This window comes from Paraburkholderia sp. EG286A (genome assembly GCF_040965375.1).
GTDB lineage: Bacteria > Pseudomonadota > Gammaproteobacteria > Burkholderiales > Burkholderiaceae > Paraburkholderia.
Map to the genome: position 1 here is coordinate 140,045 of NZ_JBFRCB010000006.1, position 16,411 is coordinate 156,455.

Annotated in this window: 16 protein-coding genes; 7 read left to right on the forward strand and 9 right to left on the reverse strand. The window is 59.6% G+C overall.

Annotation, left to right across the window (positions count from 1 at the left end):
* Window positions 1–621 precede the first annotated feature (621 nt).
* From AB4Y35_RS27555 to AB4Y35_RS27580, 6 genes are all read right to left on the reverse strand, one after another.
* Entirely contained in the window at window positions 622–1,683 is a 1,062-nt protein-coding gene (locus AB4Y35_RS27555) for an ABC transporter substrate-binding protein (RefSeq protein ID WP_368706854.1), read from the reverse strand.
* A complete protein-coding gene (locus tag AB4Y35_RS27560; RefSeq protein WP_368706855.1) occupies window positions 1,680–2,453 on the reverse strand; it encodes an ABC transporter permease in 774 nt (257 codons plus the stop codon). Before AB4Y35_RS27560 ends, AB4Y35_RS27555 begins: the two co-directional genes overlap by 4 nt.
* A 20-nt stretch (window positions 2,454–2,473) precedes the next feature.
* Window positions 2,474–3,244, reverse strand: coding sequence for an ABC transporter ATP-binding protein (locus AB4Y35_RS27565; RefSeq protein WP_368706856.1), 771 nt, complete (start codon window positions 3,242–3,244; stop codon window positions 2,474–2,476).
* A gap of 749 nt (window positions 3,245–3,993) precedes the next feature.
* Window positions 3,994–4,323 carry a hypothetical protein gene (locus tag AB4Y35_RS27570; protein WP_368706857.1) on the reverse strand — a complete coding sequence of 110 codons (330 nt, stop codon included), beginning with the start codon at window positions 4,321–4,323 and terminating at the stop codon, window positions 3,994–3,996.
* 69 nt (window positions 4,324–4,392) lie between these two features.
* Window positions 4,393–4,851 (reverse strand): hypothetical protein, encoded by a 459-nt coding sequence (locus tag AB4Y35_RS27575; RefSeq protein ID WP_368706858.1) that lies wholly within the window; start codon window positions 4,849–4,851, stop codon window positions 4,393–4,395.
* Window positions 4,852–4,884: 33 nt separating this feature from the next.
* The gene (locus AB4Y35_RS27580) at window positions 4,885–5,439 is read right to left on the reverse strand and encodes a hypothetical protein (protein ID WP_368706859.1); all 555 of its coding nucleotides are present in this window, start codon (window positions 5,437–5,439) and stop codon (window positions 4,885–4,887) included.
* Between the two features lie 247 nt (window positions 5,440–5,686).
* Here AB4Y35_RS27580 and AB4Y35_RS27585 point away from each other — a divergent pair, with 247 nt between their 5' ends.
* The 3 genes from AB4Y35_RS27585 (at window position 5,687) to AB4Y35_RS27595 (ending at window position 8,317) form a co-directional block, all read left to right on the forward strand.
* A complete protein-coding gene (locus AB4Y35_RS27585; RefSeq protein ID WP_368706860.1) occupies window positions 5,687–7,246 on the forward strand; it encodes a methyl-accepting chemotaxis protein in 1,560 nt (519 codons plus the stop codon).
* 325 nt (window positions 7,247–7,571) lie between these two features.
* Window positions 7,572–7,697 carry an adenylyl-sulfate kinase gene (locus tag AB4Y35_RS27590; RefSeq protein WP_368707213.1) on the forward strand — a complete coding sequence of 42 codons (126 nt, stop codon included), beginning with the start codon at window positions 7,572–7,574 and terminating at the stop codon, window positions 7,695–7,697.
* 389 nt (window positions 7,698–8,086) lie between these two features.
* Window positions 8,087–8,317 carry a hypothetical protein gene (locus AB4Y35_RS27595; protein WP_342923872.1) on the forward strand — a complete coding sequence of 77 codons (231 nt, stop codon included), beginning with the start codon at window positions 8,087–8,089 and terminating at the stop codon, window positions 8,315–8,317.
* A 173-nt stretch (window positions 8,318–8,490) separates the two neighbouring features.
* On the opposite strand, the gene AB4Y35_RS27600 is transcribed toward AB4Y35_RS27595, so the two are convergent.
* Window positions 8,491–10,218 (reverse strand): methyl-accepting chemotaxis protein, encoded by a 1,728-nt coding sequence (locus tag AB4Y35_RS27600; protein ID WP_368707214.1) that lies wholly within the window; start codon window positions 10,216–10,218, stop codon window positions 8,491–8,493.
* Between the two features lie 395 nt (window positions 10,219–10,613).
* On the opposite strand from AB4Y35_RS27600, the gene AB4Y35_RS27605 reads away from it, so the two are divergent.
* The 4 genes from AB4Y35_RS27605 to AB4Y35_RS27620 are packed head-to-tail and all read left to right on the forward strand — an operon-like array spanning window position 10,614 to window position 13,509.
* On the forward strand, window positions 10,614–11,420 hold the full coding sequence (locus AB4Y35_RS27605) for a transporter substrate-binding domain-containing protein (protein ID WP_368707215.1): 807 nt from the start codon (window positions 10,614–10,616) through the stop codon (window positions 11,418–11,420).
* Window positions 11,421–11,478: 58 nt separating this feature from the next.
* Entirely contained in the window at window positions 11,479–12,156 is a 678-nt protein-coding gene (locus tag AB4Y35_RS27610; RefSeq protein ID WP_342923874.1) for an amino acid ABC transporter permease, read from the forward strand.
* Window positions 12,153–12,803, forward strand: coding sequence for an amino acid ABC transporter permease (locus AB4Y35_RS27615; protein WP_368706861.1), 651 nt, complete (start codon window positions 12,153–12,155; stop codon window positions 12,801–12,803). Before AB4Y35_RS27610 ends, AB4Y35_RS27615 begins: the two co-directional genes overlap by 4 nt.
* On the forward strand, window positions 12,790–13,509 hold the full coding sequence (locus AB4Y35_RS27620; RefSeq protein ID WP_368706862.1) for an amino acid ABC transporter ATP-binding protein: 720 nt from the start codon (window positions 12,790–12,792) through the stop codon (window positions 13,507–13,509). Before AB4Y35_RS27615 ends, AB4Y35_RS27620 begins: the two co-directional genes overlap by 14 nt.
* 292 nt (window positions 13,510–13,801) lie before the next feature.
* On the opposite strand, the gene AB4Y35_RS27625 is transcribed toward AB4Y35_RS27620, so the two are convergent.
* The gene (locus tag AB4Y35_RS27625) at window positions 13,802–14,065 is read right to left on the reverse strand and encodes a hypothetical protein (protein ID WP_368706863.1); all 264 of its coding nucleotides are present in this window, start codon (window positions 14,063–14,065) and stop codon (window positions 13,802–13,804) included.
* 16 nt (window positions 14,066–14,081) lie between these two features.
* Window positions 14,082–15,677, reverse strand: coding sequence for an APC family permease (locus tag AB4Y35_RS27630; RefSeq protein ID WP_368691196.1), 1,596 nt, complete (start codon window positions 15,675–15,677; stop codon window positions 14,082–14,084).
* Between the last annotated feature and the right edge of the window lie 734 nt (window positions 15,678–16,411).

Genomic DNA, 16,411 nt, shown 5'->3' on the forward strand with positions numbered 1-16,411 from the left:
CACGACCGGGGCTCCGGGAACTTGCCAAGTTAGCGAATATCGTTGAGCGCCGCACAAAAGACCATCCGTCCCTACGGATAGAATCGGCATCACGGGTAACAAAGCCGTCCAATGGAGAAATTTCGTTGAGATCGGAGCGATTCGTGTGAGCATCCCTAAATCGACAAGCACTTGGTGGTGCATTACTAAGATTGCCACCGCGATAATACTTTCATATCCGCTATGCGGATTGGCCGCCGCAGTTTGGATGTTATTTCGCGATTTCCCATGGGTGGCTCGCCATCCTGGGCACTCTTTGATGGATGCTTTCTTGATAGCCATATGGTACGGAGTCTCAGCCCCGGCGCATGGCGTGCTGCCGGAGGTTGACTCGGCTGGCCACTATCATTTCCCTGCATACCCGTTCGTTACACCGACACTACTAGTGCTCCTTTTTATTTTCTTTCGCGGCTGGCGTTTATTCAACGTGCGCCGCTACATGCACCGGTAACCCAAATGTTCGAGCGGAATGAATAAATCGAGACTGGTGACGACCGATGTTTCCGAACGCATCGTGTGACCGCTTTCTGCAAGTTTGGGCGTCGCTTGTGGGTCGGCGGCCGCCCGTGCGCACACCATGCCTCAATTGTCCTTGTAGGCTTTCGCCATGGCAATAATCTTGTCCTGACTGAAGTTGTTGATCTCGTCGATTAAGTCGTTCGTGATGAGTTCGTTCGCCGGGACTTTTACCTTGGTCACACCCCACCTCTGCATGAAGTCCGTATAAGCGGAAAAGCTTTTCTCGGAGCTTTCCCCCCACCGGGACACGCCGGACTTTTCGAGCCTTAAATTCGCCATGCGTGCCTGAAGCGTCCTCAACCCTTCGCGAAGAGCCGTCGCCTCGTCAACGCCGGTAGGTTTCGTCTCTGGATAAACCTCCCACAGAATGCGTATCGCCGCTTCGGGGTTGGCAAAGGTGAAGACGGTACCCTTGGCGTAGCCCTGCGCGAGTGCAATTGCCTGACTGTGATGAGTTCGCAAGGTCTCTTCGAGCGCAAGGAAGCCATTTGAAGGAAAGTGCTCGATCTCGCTGGTCGAGAGACGCCGCAGCTTGACCCCGGCATTTTCGACCAGCGCATACTGCGTGTCGAACTGGCTCAGTGCGTCAATCTGGCCTGAGCGAAGCAGCGCTGCCGTTTGCGCCCCTTCGCCCGCCACGACGATGTGGATGTCGCGATCGGGATCAAGCCCTGCACTGGCAGCGAGAGCGCGTGCAATGAGCGCTCCAGTCGAACTCATCGCGGTGACGCCGATGCTCTTCTGCTTCAAGTCAGCGAGCCTGGTGATGGTGCTGCCCTGGGGAACAGCAATACCGAAAATGTTTCCTTGGTAGGCGGTGTAGAAAATCCTCGCCTTCACCCCTTGCGCGCGGATGATGGCGAGCGGTTCGACAGAAGCGAGTGCGTAGGGAATTGTCTTCGTCGCGACGAGCTTGACGCAGTCCGTACCCGCCAGCGGCACCAGTTCGACCGTGATTCCATCCTGCCTGTACCAGCCCATCTTCATGGCAACGGCGAACGGGGCCGCTGCAGTGGTGATGGTGCGCGCGCACCAGCCAACCCGCACGGTGCTCTGAGCTACCGCATCGAATCCGGCAGCGCCAGATAAATATGCGAGTGCTACAAACAGGTAGAAGCGTTTCATCGGATGTCTCCTCCGTCCGGTAGATCCGGGCCCCTGTCCTGCGACCTGTCCCAGAAAAGCAGCCGTTTGCGGATGATGACGATGGTGGTATGCAGCAGTAGCCCCAGCAGGGAGAGAACGAAAAGGACCGAGAACTGGCCCGCGGCGTCCATCGTGAACGTCATGCTCATCAGCAGCACGCCGAGTCCTTTTTGCGCACCGACAAACTCCGCCACAATTGCGCCAATCAGCGATAGCATCATGGCAATTTCGAAGCCCGCAAAAATGTAGGGCATTGCCCCCGGCATGCGCAGCATCCAGAAGATCTGCATCTCCGAGGCGTCAAGCGAGCGCATGAGTGCGACTCGATCTTCGTCAGCAGACCGGAGGCCCGCGATCGTGTTGACCATCAATGGAAAGAAGGCTGTCAGGGCAGCCTGGGCGACCTTCGACTCGAGACCGAGCCCAAGCCAGATAATGATGAGTGGTGCCAACGCCACCTTTGGCATGGCCTGAAACATGAGAATGAAGGGATAAAGAAAATACTCACAACGCTGGCTCAAGGCGATGAGCGTACCGAGAACGAGCGCCACGATGGAACCGGCAGTGAAGCCGAGCAGCGTTTCGACAAGAGTGATCCAGAGGTGGTGAACGTACAGCATCGATGCTACGCCGTGATATAGGGCGACGACGATTTTCGACGGCGCCGGCACGATATAGGCGGAGACTTCGAAGAGGCGAACGGCGCCTTCCCAGGTCCCGAGCACGATGAGCACGAGAAGCAGGCGCAACAGTGACCTCGGCGGCCGACTCATGCTGAGAGGTCGCCCACGGTTTTGAAATGATCCCGGATTCGTTTCACATGCCGGCCAAAGTCAGAAGTTGTCATGACGTCAAGATTGCGTGGCCGCGCAAGATCGATGACGACGTCATCGACGATATGTCCAGGGCGCGGCGTCATCACCAGCACGCGGTCCGCGAGAAAGACAGCCTCCGGGATCGAATGCGTGATGAAAAGTATGGTCTCCTTTCGCTCGAGCCATATGTGCTGCAACTGCATGTTCATCTGCTCCCGGGTCATCGCATCGAGTGCACCAAATGGCTCATCCATGAACAGGATGGTGGGATCATGAACAAGCGCTCGCACGATGGCGACGCGCTGCTGCATGCCGCCGGACAACTCCCGTGGATAGCGCTTTTCAAAGCCGTGGAGACCCACGAGGGAAAGCAGATTCATCGCGCGCGCCATGAGCTTGTCGCGGCCAAGTCGCTGCACGTCGACGGGAAGCAGGACGTTATCTAGCACCGTTCTCCAGGGAAACAGCACGGGTGACTGAAAGACGACGCCAATGTCCCGGCGCGGTCCGGCGATCGCAATGCCGCTCAGTCGTGCCTCGCCCTGCGAGGCCGGGATTAGCCCGATCAGAATCTTGAGGAGTGTGGACTTGCCGCAGCCAGACGGTCCCACAATCGCAACGAATTGTTCTTTTTCGATCGCGAAGTGGATGTCCTGTAACGCTATCACCGAGGCGCCTCTCGTCCCGTAGACCTTCCGGAGACCGTTCACCGCGATAAGTTCCATGACGGTACAAGATGTGAGCAGGTGACACTATTGCACGTCGCGCATTAGCGCGTAGACCAGCTTAACGAATTCTAGGCAATAAAAACTGCACCGGTAGCTGCCGGTCTGCTCGATCACGCCGTCGGTCGGACATCGGATCGTTGGATAACATCTACGGAGCAGTTATCGGAATGGGCACTGACGATTCTCGCCGCCGAACCCGCATGCCCCACCACCTGATGTTCGGGTCCGGCGGCCAGGCATGTGACGGACTGAGGTTGGTCACCAGAGCGACGCCCAGCAGCGCCATGGCGAGTGCAAGCGCAACCACGGATTTCAGTTTGCACGTGCAATCTCAGGTCCAGAAATCCTCCTACCATTGCACGGGATGCCCGACCGTTGCCGATCTGCGACCGTCGGCTAAGGCCGATAACTTGTCAAACTGGGTACCTCGCTGGACGGCCGTTGCGCCGCTGGAAGCTGCCGTTGATCTTTTGCATGATTGAAGGGCAGTTCCGGGTCGCTTTGACCCATTCGCTTTTGCATCGAACGGAGGAACTCCCATCCGCGCGCTCGTTGGTCTACGACGCTGCAGGCATTCCGCACACCTCCAGCGATGTAGTCTCGCTACTTTTTTGACGTTACAGGTCGAATGTCCGGAATTTGAACTGCTGCGCGGACTGTGTTCCTTTGCAACCCACCGCGATCAGCGTCCTCATGCCCTCTCCCTTATCCCTTGTTTCGCGCACGCAATGACGACGCTCACCCGCCTATTTGACCCGGGGCAATACGATTTCCACCGGAAAACCGGGGGTGAATGCGACGATCGCGTCGTGGATCCTGTCGTAGCGTATCTCCAGCATTCCGGCGGAACCCTTCATTACGAGAATTCCGTGCTCGTAGCGAAAAAACATCCTGCTCGACGTATCGCCGGTGTTCGTAACAACAAAATCGTAGCCGCTGCGAGCGATAATTGTCGAGTCGATATCGTCCTTAACTTTCCACGATCCGACGAACTCGTCCCCGGTCCTTTTTCCGCAGGCAACCAAAAGCGACGATGTGCTGATGATTAGGAGTGCCACTACGGCGATGCTCTTCAATCCATTTCTCACGTTCTTCGAACGCGGCCGCTCGATGGCACTGCCGCTTTCCTGCGTTGTTTTCCGTTATCAGTGGTCTGTCGACGGCAATCTCGTCGCATTGGCGGTTCTCACTCGCCATTCACTATCGCCGCATCTGAACTGCTGCGTCCAGACCTGCTTTAGCTCGTCCCCATCAACCACATCGGCTGCTACGATGACCCGCTTTTCGTAATTGCCCAAGCAGCTGACGGTGATCGAACGCGAGGCAATAGCGTCATCCTCGGAGCGAAGCGCAGCAATCTCGACGAGCGGCTCATCCTGCTCATTTCCCGCGTAGGCCTTCGATGCCCCGCGCACTGTAAGATCGTCAAACCATCGGACAGACCAACTGCCGTCAGTCGCCCTTCGTTCGAGGACCACGTCACGAGACCACCAAGCTGCCTCGTGCGATCGTTTCTGCCCTGACTCTACCGGCTGCTCAGCCAGCGCGGGAACTGCAGCCAAGACTGAGGCGAGCACAACCGCGCCAACAACCGATGCCTTCATCTTTCTTCTCGCTGTCCGTTGAAAGCGCGTTGATTACCCGTGAATCATCTTGCCAGGTCCGCGATGTTGCGGCTGAATGGCGGCGAAGACGTGCGCCTCCTTCTGTAGCGCCGTCAAAATCTCGACGGCCTGGGCATACAGGACGAGGCCAGCAACACGCACGAACGTCTCACGCGAGCGCCCGATCGACGCAATCTGCTCTGAGCACACAAAGACGGTTTCGCGGGCATCCCCCGCAATGACCGTGTCCTGAAGGATCTGCAACTGATGAATGATCCGAGCGAGGAATATGGCTCCCTCACTCTTTTGGGGAAGAGTCACTGATAAGCGTTCCAGGTCGTCAATAGTTTGACGCAGCCGCGATAAAATCGCCCGATCCATTCTTGTCTTCTCCTTGCTTTCTTCCTCTTTCCGCGGTTGGTCGATACAAAAAGTACCACTGGCAAATTTCCGAAAGCCGTTGCCCTCTCTCGCCCAACCCTTCCTTATCGGCATCTGCGCACGAGTCTGTAGAGCCAAACGACGAACCCGGCCAAATTTATTCCAAACGCATTCACCAGGACAGGTTGAGCGCGGCGATGGCTTCATGTAGCTCTCGCTGCGTTGCATCCAGATATTGATGTTTGGGAAAATCTTGCTGGGGGATCGGAATCGCAATTGACGCAGGAGGCAGCAATACGCAGTTAACCCAATGCGTCCTGACTCAGGTACCACGCTGCAGTGCCGTAAACCACAGATATCCGCCGGGAACTCGCGCGTCCATCGGGACGCCACGGCGGCTGAACACCGTCCACGGCACGTGCGCCGCCGGGCGGCCAGCGATGGAGATGGCGGCGTGAACCGATTTAGCCTGAACACCAAACTGTGGCTCGCACTTTTGATTACCTGGCTTGGCCTGGTGGGTCTCGGCGGCTGGGCCGCCTGGCAGTCTCGTTCAACCATGCTTTCGGAGCGTAAGGCGGCAGTGCAGAACGTCGTCGACAGCGCGTATGGCATCGTAGCTGACTACGCGAAGCTCGTCGATCAGCACGAACTGACGCTCGACCAGGCGAAGCACCAGGCGATGGCGCGACTCTCGGCGATGCGCTATCCGGGCAATGGCTACATGATCATCACGACCGCGGCGCCGGTCGTCATCATGCACCCCACGCTCCCGGACCTGCGCAACAAGGATGTCTCCACCTACGCGGATACGGACGGGAAGCTCCTGTTCGTCGAAATGGTGAAGCTCGCGCAGTCGCAAGGCGAAGGCTACGTCGACTACATGGCGCGACTGCCTGGCAAAACCGAACACGTCCCGAAGATCAGCTTCGTCAAGCGCTTCGATGCCTGGGACTGGTACCTGATCTCGGGCGTCTATGTGAACGATATCGACGACGCCTTCCGCGCCAATCTCCTGCATTATCTGGTCACCATTCTTGCGATCGGGAGTGTGAGCACGCTTGCGCTCGTGCTGATTATCCGCAACGTGAAGCGCAGTCTTGGCGGTGAACCGTCGTATGCCGCGCTCGTGGCAGAAACCATCGCAGACGGAGATCTTTCGCGTCCCGTAACGCTGAGCCGAGACGACCAGGCAAGCATGCTGTTCGCGATGCAGCGCATGCAGACCCGGCTGGCTGACGCGATCCGGCGAATTCGGGGCGGCACTGAAACAATCACGGTCGCTGCGGGGCAAATCGCTTCAGGCAATCTCGATCTTTCCGCACGAACCGAAGAACAGGCGTCGTCGCTCGGCGAGACCGCCGCGAGCATGGAGCAGCTGACCGCCACCGTGAAGCAGAACGCGGACAACGCATTGCAGGCGAACCAGATGGCGCGCAGCGCGACGCAACTCGCGGGCGAAGGCGGAGAGGTCGTCCAGCGCGTCGTCGCAAACATGCAGAGCATCGCGCAGAGTTCGGCGCGCGTCGTCGATATCATCTCGGTGATCGAAAGCATCGCATTCCAAACCAATATTCTCGCGTTGAACGCAGCGGTCGAAGCGGCGCGCGCCGGAGAAGAAGGACGCGGATTCGCCGTGGTCGCGGGCGAAGTGCGCAATCTCGCGCGGCGCAGCGCGGATGCGGCGAAAGAGATCAAGAGCCTGATCGAAGACTCGGTCGATCGGGTCGGCCAGGGCAAGGCGCTCGTCGAGCAGGCAGGCGGAACGATGCTTTCGCTCGTCGAGGCAGTCAGGCGCGTCAATGACATCATCAGCGAAATCTCGGCCGCCTCCGACGAGCAGAGTCGCGGTATCGAGCAGGTCAACATTGCCATTGCCCAGATGGACCAAACCACGCAGCAAAACGCGGCAATGGTCGAACAGGCAGCCGCTGCCGCACAGTCCATGCAGGAACAGGCGCAGATGCTGCGCGACGTCGTCAACACGTTCCAGTTGCAGGGCGCCACTGATTAAAGACATACTCGTCGGCGGTGTGCTTGAGCCGCGAGTCCCTTTCCCGGCTCACTCGTTCCCTGGCAGCGAACCTGCACCCCTCCGCGCGCGAGGCTCGCGCTTTGCGCCAGCCCTTCTCCCGAGCCTCTCGTAAAGCCAGACGATGAATATTGAAGGCAAGCGTCTTCTTCTCATTGTTCACCACTGATTTGTTCGCCGAAGCAAGCACCGGGGCGTAAGCGCGCGTCGGTCACAACAATGTATTGCACTATTAGGGACTAAAGAGAGCGGCGCGACGCCCGTCAAATAGGCTATGGACCTGGAGAAAGCAGCAGTGGATGTGGCAATGCGCAAGGGAGCCGTGGTCTGGCTCACTGGTATGTCAGGGGCCGGAAAATCGACTATCGCTCGCGCTTTGGTCGCGCGAATGCAAACGGACGATATCCGCCTTGCCGTACATCCTGATCGGTAGCCTACGCCGTCTGCGACACGCTGCTCCGGGCATATGATCTACACCGAACGGTTCACGCCGGGAGGCAGCAACGCGCAAGCGGCGAGAACCGGCAGCAAGGGCAGCGATAGCTGGCAGCAGCGGTCACACTCGAGGGCGGCTCGCGCAGACGTACCCCGGCGCCGCCGCCCCCCCGCTCGTGCCACGAGCGGCTCTTACGGCTTTGCGCCCAGCCTGCATCGGCGCTCGCGCGCTCGGGGCGGGACCCCGAGCCTCTCAATAGACATATCGGACGTGCGGTCCTGGCCTGGGTGGGCACAATGGGCATGTGCAGCCATCGGACCGTGAACCGCCGTCGGTGGGAAAATCATGTTTCTGATCTCGTCAACCCTCACCCCAGAGAGGCGCACATGAAAGTGATCATCGAAATCGAATTCTCCGACGAAGCACTCGCTGCGCAATATGACGGTCCGAACATCCTTGCTGTGCACGAGACAGGCGATCCATTTCCGCAAGGCGGCGACCTGATCGAACTGGAGTTTGGCGGTAGTGTAGAGAGGTTCAGGGTCGACGAGCGCGTGCTTTCGTTTCGCACGGACTCATTGCATATCATCCTGATCCTCGAGAAGCGGCACACCTGAGGCCCTTCTGGCTTACGGAAACGGGAAAGCCCTGAATTTTGCACATTCAGGGCCTTCGGCGCCCGAGCGTATTGCCGTGCCGGCGACAACACAATTGACGCGGTGGCCTTCGTCTGCCAGTGCCAGATGGTTCTCAACGCCCTCCATCTGAAGCGCAGCACCGAGCCCGGGCATCAGAACACTTCCCAGTCTTCGCGGACAGAGCCCGCGGCAGCCGCAGGGATATGATCAGCATGGCTAACGGGTGGTTTCCCGACCGGCTTGCCCCCCGGGCTTGTCACTCGCGACTTTGCATGGGTTGCGGTCGTGCGCGTCTGACCCTGTGGCATACGTACGCGCGAATTCGGTGCACCTGCGTCGGCAAGCCTGAACACCGCAACCGTACCCGTAAGACTCATTGCCTGCTCTTCGAGCGAATGCGCCGCTGCCGCGGCCTCTTCAACGAGCGCGGCGTTTTGCTGGGTCACGTCGTCCATCTGCATGACGGCCTGATTGACTTGCTCGATGCCGCGGCTCTGCTCTTCAGATGCCGCCGCAATTTCGCCCACGATGTCGGACACCTGCTTGATCGCCTGCTTGACCTCACCCATCGTCGCACCCACGTCGCCCGCCTGCTGCGCCCCGTCCCGAATCATCGCCACAGACGAACCGATCAGTTCCTTGATCTCCTTTGCAGCCGCCGCGGAGCGCTGTGCCAGGCTGCGAACCTCACTGGCGACCACCGCGAATCCCCGACCCTGTTCACCCGCCCGCGCTGCCTCCACTGCGGCATTGAGCGCGAGAATGTTGGTCTGAAACGCGATGCCCTCGATCACGCCGGTGATCTCCGAAATCTTCGTCGAACTGCCGCTGATCCGCTCGATCGTGCCGACCATACCCTGTACGGCTTCGTTGCCTGAATCGGCCATATCGGTGGCTCGGGTTGCAAGCGCATTGGCTTGCCGGGCGTTCTCGGCGTTCTGCTTCACGGTTTCGGTCAACTCAGTCATGCTTGATGCTGTTTCTTCGAGCGACGCCGCCTGCTCTTCGGTGCGGGCCGACAGGTCGGTGTTGCCGGCGGCAATTTCCTGCGCTGCCACGGTGACCGACTCGGCGCCCGACTTGATGCCCCGCACGGTGTCGCTCAACTGCTGGTCCATTTTATTCAACGCTTCGAGCAGTTGGCCAAATTCGTCGCGTGTGCGCACCGTGATGCGGTTTTCGAGTTCGCCGACGGCGATCCGGTTCGCGATGCCCACCGCTTCGCCGAGCGGCTTCGTAACAGCCCGGGAAAGATAGAACATGGCTCCCGTGGCACCTACGAGACCGAGGCCAATCAGCGCAATGGATACCCAGCGAATCGTGCCAAAAGTGCCTTCGCTGTCGTCGACAGACTGCTTTGCCTGGCGCCGATTTTCGGCAACGTCGTCGTCGAGCGATTTGCTGGTCGCATTGGCCACTTCGCCATACTTGTCAACGAGTGTCGATACGGCGTCGTAGTTGCCAGCTTCCAGCGCCGAGACCTCCGCATCTATGCCCGCCTCGAACTGCGGCAACCAATTCTTGATGGTGTCGGCGATTTCGCGCTCCTTGTCACTGGAGACGCGGTTTGGGTAGTAGTCGCTCCAGCCCTTGCTGAGGCGATCCTGAGCCGCGCGAATCCTGCCGATGCTGGCTTTCGTCTGTGCTACATCGTGAAGAGACTGGGCGCGACGAACCTGAAGGCGCATTTCGAGCAGTGCGGCTCGCATGTCCGCGAGATCAAGAATCGGAAGCAGATTTCCCTCATAGGAATCGCTTACATTCGAATTCAGCCGCGAAAGCCCAAACTGACCAAAGGCACCCATTGCAGCGATGAGTACCAGACATACGCTGAATGCAAGAACGATCTTGAATTTGATGCTTTGTGTGAAGCTGTGCATGCTGACTTCCTGATAGTTCGCGCGGCCGGCGCTCACGTGGTTCGCCGTTGCGACTTGTTTCGTAGCCGGTGATACCACCATGTTTACGGTGTTTCGCCGCAATGACTGAAACGGGACAGCTGTCAGGTTTTCCTGAATTTGCGGTAGGCAAATCGGGACTACCCGCGTGGCGTCGCGCGAAACGCACCTGCGTGCTCGTGATGCATTCCCCGCAGAAACCAGCACGCACCGATCTGGTGAATATCCCCGACATCGAGCCAAAACTGGCGCAGTCATTTCATCTGCCTGGAGGATCACGGGCTTGGCGCGCCGGCATTGGCGCGGTCCTTGCTTGGAGCATGGCACGCTCGCGCTTGATACCCATGGCGAGCGGCAAATCTCCTCGGAAATCCAGCATGGAATACAAGTCCAATTCATTTCACCGTCGCTGCTGGCTCGCTGCGCTGCTGGCAGTGCCAGCCTTGGCCCTCGTTACGGTACAGGCCGCCAACGCCGATGCGCTCGACGCCATCGCCAAGCGCGGCACGCTGCGCGTAGCCGTCCCGGAGGACTATCCTCCGTTTGGCGCTATCGGTCCCGACATGCAGCCGCAAGGCTATGACATCGACATGGCGGCACTGCTCGCAAAATCGATGAAGGTCAAGCTTCAACTCGTGCCCGTCAACAGCGCGAACCGGATTCCCTACCTGCAGACCGACAAGGTCGACCTCGTGATCTCCTCGCTCGGCAGAACGCCGGAGCGCGAGAAGGTCATCGATTTTTCGCAGGCCTATGCTCCGTACTTCCAGGGCGTTTTCGGGCCAGCCGACATCAAGGTCAACACGGCGGCGGACCTGACTGGCAAAACGGTCGGCGCTACGCGCGGCGCACTCGAAGAAGTCGCGCTCACCAACATGGCGCCCAACGCCACCATCCGACGCTTCGACGACAACAACGCGACCATTCAGGCCTTTCTCTCGGGCCAGGTGCAGTTGATCGCGGCGGGCAACATCGTCGCCGCGGCGATCCTCGCAAAACACCCGCCGCGCGAACCGCAGATGAAGTTCGTCATCAAGGACTCGCCGTGTTTCGTGGGCCTCAACAAGAACGAGCCGCAACTGCTCACCAGGGTCAACACGACCATCGAGCAAGCGAAGAAAGACGGTTCACTCCAGGCGATGTCGAAAAAGTGGTTCGGTCAACCGTTGCCCGCCAATCTGTGACGCCCGCGTTGCCGCCACGCGCGGCTGGCAATTTCCGCTACGCAACCCTCATTTCCTCATGAGCTATCAGCTTCAGTTCGGCGACCTCGCCGCCTATGCCACCATGTTCGCGAGCGGCGCCGCAGTCACGCTTGCGCTCACGGCGAGTTCAACGCTGCTGGGCATCAGCCTCGGCGTTGCGGGCGCCGCCGCCTATCAGAGCCCCCGCGCGACGCCGCGCGCAGTCGTTCACGCCTACGTGGAGGCGATTCGCAACACGCCGTTTCTCGTCCAGCTTTTCTTCGTGTTCTTCGGTCTGCCCGCCCTTGGCGTGCACATCGGCGAATACACCGCTGCCGTGCTCGCCATGACGCTGAACCTCGGTGCGTACGCCGTGGAAATCCTGCGCGCAGGCATTGAAGCGGTGCCGCGCGGACATCACGAGGCCGCTGCGGCACTCGCGATGTCGCGCCGCGAAACGTTTGTGCACGTGCTGCTTCCACAAGCATTCGCGAAGGTGTTCCCGGCGCTGGCGAGCCAGATCGTCATCACGATGCTTGGCTCGGCCGTCGTCTCGCAGATCTCGGTCGCGGATCTCACGTATGCGGCTAGCTACGTGCAGTCGCGCAATTTCCGCGCTTTCGAAACGTATTTCCTCATCGCCGGGATCTATCTTGCGATGGCGCTACTCCTGCGCGCCGCGCTCACCGCCGCCGGCCGACGACTGTTCACGCGCAACATGCGAGGTGCGCGATGATCGAGTTCACATTCGCGCAGATCGTCGCAGGATTGCTCCTGGCCGCGCGATGGACTGTCCTGCTCTCACTCGTTTCGTTCGTTACCGGTGGCATGGTCGGTTTGCTGCTTCTCCTGATGCGCGTGTCGAGCTCGCGCGTGCTGCGCGCGCTCGTGCGTGTCTATATCGAAGTGTTCCAGGGCACGCCGTTGCTGCTGCAACTGTTTATCGTGTACTTCGGCCTGCCGCTGCTAGGTGTCGACGTCTCGGCCTGGATGGCGGCCACGCTTGGCCTCACCTTCTTCACCAGTGCCTACCTGGCAGAGATCTGGCGCGGCTGTGTGGAAGCGGTGCCCAAAGGTCAATGGGAAGCATCCGCCAGTCTCGCCATGAACTATTTCGAGCAGTTACGTCACGTGATCCTGCCGCAAGCCGCGCGTATCGCCATCGGTCCCACCGTGGGTTTCGGTGTGCAGGCCATCAAGGATACGGCGCTCGTGTCGATTATCGGCTTCGCCGAACTCACGAAGGCTGGCACCCAAATTTCGAACGCGACGTTTCGCCCGTTTCTCGTCTACGGACTCGTTGCGCTGGTCTATTTCGCCCTGTGCTACCCGCTTACGCGGTATGCCCGGGCCCTGCAAAGGAAATGGCATGCCGCTTGTTAAGACCGAGGGTGTCGAAAAGCAGTTCGGCGCCCATCATGTACTGAAGGGAATCGACATTACGGTCGAACGCGGCCAGGTCGTCAGCATCATCGGGCGCAGCGGCTCCGGCAAGAGCACATTGCTGCGGGCGCTGAACGGGCTCGAAAGTATCGACGCGGGATCGATCGAAATCGACGGCGCACACGTCGATGCGCGGCACGCGGACCTGCGCGCACTGCGGCTGAAGGTCGGCATGGTCTTTCAGCAATACAACCTGTTTCCGCATCTCACCGCCAGCGAAAACGTGATGCTCGCGCAGACGGTTGTCAAGAAGGCGCCGCGCAAGGAAGCGCGCGCCATCGCTCATCAAATGCTGGAGCGCGTTGGTCTGGGCGACAAATTCGACGCATATCCCAATCAACTCTCGGGTGGACAGCAGCAGCGCGTCGCCATTGCGCGCGCACTCGCCATGAAGCCGAGCGTACTCCTCTGCGACGAAATCACATCCGCGCTCGACCCCGAACTGGTGGGCGAGGTGTTGGGCGTCGTGGAAAGCCTCGCGCGCGAGAACATGACTCTCATCATGGTTACCCACGAAATGCGCTTCGCGCGCGCGGTCAGTGACAACGTGGTGTTCATGCACGAAGGCCGCGTACGGGAAAGCGGACCGCCCGAGGACATCTTCGGCCGCCCGTCCACGTTGGAGCTACGACGTTTCATCCAGTGATGCCCGGACGCCGCCGTACTTCGCAACATCTTTTCTGTTGCCAACTTCAGGCCTGATCCAACGATCAGAGCACCCATCGCCACGACTACCTTCCGCGACGGTTCTCATTCAAACCGTCCTTCGCTTGCTTGAGAGACTACCGGTCGACTACCTCCGGCCATCCGGGAGTAACCGGCCGGCAAAACAGACTCGGTCGCCGGATGCCTACAACATTTTCAGGAAATCCTTACTGTCCGTCCCATGCCGACGATGGGTAGACTTTGACTACCGAGCGACGCCGCGAGAGTGCTCGTCAGGTCTGGAAGACGGACTTACGTGCCTGGTCGAGATCGGTATTTCCTGGCGCTTGATACACGCCCCAGGGAAGTTCTTCGCGCGTCATGCCCACCCGCGTGACGCGCCTTTTCCTCCTCCGATCTTCGAGCTGTGCCAGCGTCAAAGCGTTCGACCATGCAATGGACGCCGCCCCCTGCAATGCTCCCGCGTCTTCGCAGCCGGTAATGCATTTCCGAGCGCCAGCAGAGATATCTCTGCTGGCGATGACCACGGCGCGCATGACAGGCGATCGACATTCAATGGACTGCGATGCCTTCGAGGACTTCGTCGTGCTCCTGGCGTTCCGCGAGGTACGGCGAGCGGTAGCCCGAATTCACGCCCCAGTAATAGAACACCAGCGAGACCAGCGCGACGACCAGCATGTCCCAGCCGTACGGAAGCAGACCGGCGCCGCCGAACTGCTTGCTGCCGACGAGCGAGAGGAGCGCCATGATCGGCAGGTACGCGCACAGCCACCATGCGGCCTTCAGATCCTGGCCCCAGCCTTCAAAACCCTGCTTGCTCTGGAAGTAGAAGTACACCGGCAGCGCGACGACCATCAGCAGAATGATTTCGCCGGTCAGCGGCCACTTCGCCCAGTACAGGATCATCGATGCGCAGACGAATGCGAACGGCGCGATCACCTTCATGAACGGCACGGAGAGCGGGCGCTCGATGTCCGTGGCGGCGCGCTTGAGCGCCATCAGGCTGATCGGACCCGTGAGGTACGAAATCACCGTCGCCACCGAGATCACCGCCGCGAGCGAACTCCAGCCGCGGAAGAAGAACATGAAGATAAACGAGACGAGCAGGTTGAACCACATCGCGTTGCGCGGCACGCCGTAGAACGGGTGCACGTTGCCGAACATCTTCGGCATCGTGTTGTTGCGCTCCATCGCGTAGATCATGCGCGAGGTCGTCGCCATGTAGGTCGTACCGGTGCCGCTCGGGCTCACGAATGCGTCGACGTACAGCAGGATCGCGAGCCAGTTCAGGTTCAGCGCGATCGCGAGTTCCGCGAACGGCGACTTGAAGTTGAACGTGTTCCAGCCCTTCGCAACGTCGGCCGGATTGACCGCGCCGATATAGGCGACCTGCAGCAGCACGTAGATCACGAGTGCGCAGAGGATCGAGCCGATCACTGCGAACGGCACGCTCTTGGCCGGATTGCGCGCTTCACCCGCGAGGTTGATCGGGCTCTGGAAGCCGTTGAACGCGAACACGATGCCGCTCGTGGCAACCGCCGTGAACACCGCCGACCAGCCATACGGGGCGAACGAGGTCGTCTGGCCGAAGTTTTCCTGGTGGAAGCTACCCGCCATCAGGCCGATGATCGTCAGACCCGGGATGATGAACTTGAAGATCGTGATCGCGCTGTTGGCACGCGCGAACAGCTTCACGCCCCAGTAGTTGAGCATGAAGTAGATGATCACGAGAATCGCGGAGAGCCCGAGCCCTGAATGCGTCAATGACCCGTCGACGAAGAGCGCGTGCGCCCACTCATAGGGCCAGGTGCTCATGTACTGGATCGAGGCTTCGGCTTCGATCGGGATCACCGAGACAATGGCGATCCAGTTTGCCCACGCGCTGATGAAGCCCACCAGTGCGCCGTGCGAGTAGCGGGCGTAGCGGACCATACCGCCCGACTCCGGGAACATCGCACCGAGTTCGGCGTAGGTGAGCGCGATGGCCAGAATGACCACGGCGCCGATGATCCAGGCGCAAACCGCCGCCGGACCTGCAATTTTCGCCGCCTTCCACGCGCCGAACAGCCAGCCCGAACCGATGATCGATCCGAGGCCGGTGAACATCAGCGCGAACGGGCCGATGTTCCGTTGTATCGATTGCTTCACATTGTCTCCTACGTGATGAACAGCGCGAGCGAGCCATACCGGGAGTACGGCATCCATGTACCGTACCGAGCCTGTCTACACGGCTGGCCGGCCCTGAAAACGCATGTCCTTGTTGTAATGCCTTGTGACCACTGGGATGTAGAGGCAACCGCAATTGCTGCGGAGACGCGATGATGAAGTGGCCCGACGTGCTCGTCTAATGCTGTGTCGGCATGGACATATGCAAACTTTGCATAAGGAGGGGCTGCGGCTTAGCGAAGATCCTGGACATTTCACCTTGTAGGTTGCAAAGGGCTGCCATAGGCACTTGCCCGGTTCGTATTGGTCAAGAAAGAAGCGGACTGAAAAGTCTCGATCCTCCATCGGCACTCGCACCCAGTCAACAATGTCCTGCGCGACTTCTGGTGCGCCAAAGATGCAACCGACCATTGTTTGAGACTCGCACTTCCGATTTGTCGTCCCGTACGCGACTCCAGACCATATCTCCAGGTCGGCAGGTTTTCGGCCGCGAATGACGAGAACGTGCTGAAGAGAAGGGTTGATTTCGGGCTTGCCAATGAACCTGTTTTGCGGGGCCTCAACGTGCGGCTGGAATTCCGTTATGGCTGCCACGCATGGGCCAGATGCGAGGGCTGCTGATAGACACAGCACAACGCTGCATTGAACTTGCCGTAAGTTCATGGCATCCCCGATTGTTGTTAGGCAGTGATACGACACCGCGCCGAGAGGCGGCT

Bases quoted from the DNA above. Each gene is read 5' to 3' on its own strand.
- AB4Y35_RS27555 (WP_368706854.1), bottom strand. From the start codon at position 1,683: ATGAAACGCTTCTACCTGTTTGTAGCACTCGCATATTTATCTGGCGCT.
- AB4Y35_RS27600 (WP_368707214.1), bottom strand. From the start codon at position 10,218: ATGCACAGCTTCACACAAAGCATCAAATTCAAGATCGTTCTTGCATTC.
- AB4Y35_RS27605 (WP_368707215.1), top strand. From the start codon at position 10,614: ATGGAATACAAGTCCAATTCATTTCACCGTCGCTGCTGGCTCGCTGCG.
- AB4Y35_RS27595 (WP_342923872.1), top strand. From the start codon at position 8,087: ATGAAAGTGATCATCGAAATCGAATTCTCCGACGAAGCACTCGCTGCG.
- AB4Y35_RS27575 (WP_368706858.1), bottom strand. From the start codon at position 4,851: ATGAAGGCATCGGTTGTTGGCGCGGTTGTGCTCGCCTCAGTCTTGGCT.
- AB4Y35_RS27615 (WP_368706861.1), top strand. From the start codon at position 12,153: ATGATCGAGTTCACATTCGCGCAGATCGTCGCAGGATTGCTCCTGGCC.
- AB4Y35_RS27620 (WP_368706862.1), top strand. From the start codon at position 12,790: ATGCCGCTTGTTAAGACCGAGGGTGTCGAAAAGCAGTTCGGCGCCCAT.
- AB4Y35_RS27565 (WP_368706856.1), bottom strand. From the start codon at position 3,244: ATGGAACTTATCGCGGTGAACGGTCTCCGGAAGGTCTACGGGACGAGA.
- AB4Y35_RS27590 (WP_368707213.1), top strand. From the start codon at position 7,572: ATGCGCAAGGGAGCCGTGGTCTGGCTCACTGGTATGTCAGGGGCCGGA.
- AB4Y35_RS27580 (WP_368706859.1), bottom strand. From the start codon at position 5,439: ATGAAGCCATCGCCGCGCTCAACCTGTCCTGGTGAATGCGTTTGGAAT.
- AB4Y35_RS27610 (WP_342923874.1), top strand. From the start codon at position 11,479: ATGAGCTATCAGCTTCAGTTCGGCGACCTCGCCGCCTATGCCACCATG.
- AB4Y35_RS27625 (WP_368706863.1), bottom strand. From the start codon at position 14,065: ATGCGCGCCGTGGTCATCGCCAGCAGAGATATCTCTGCTGGCGCTCGG.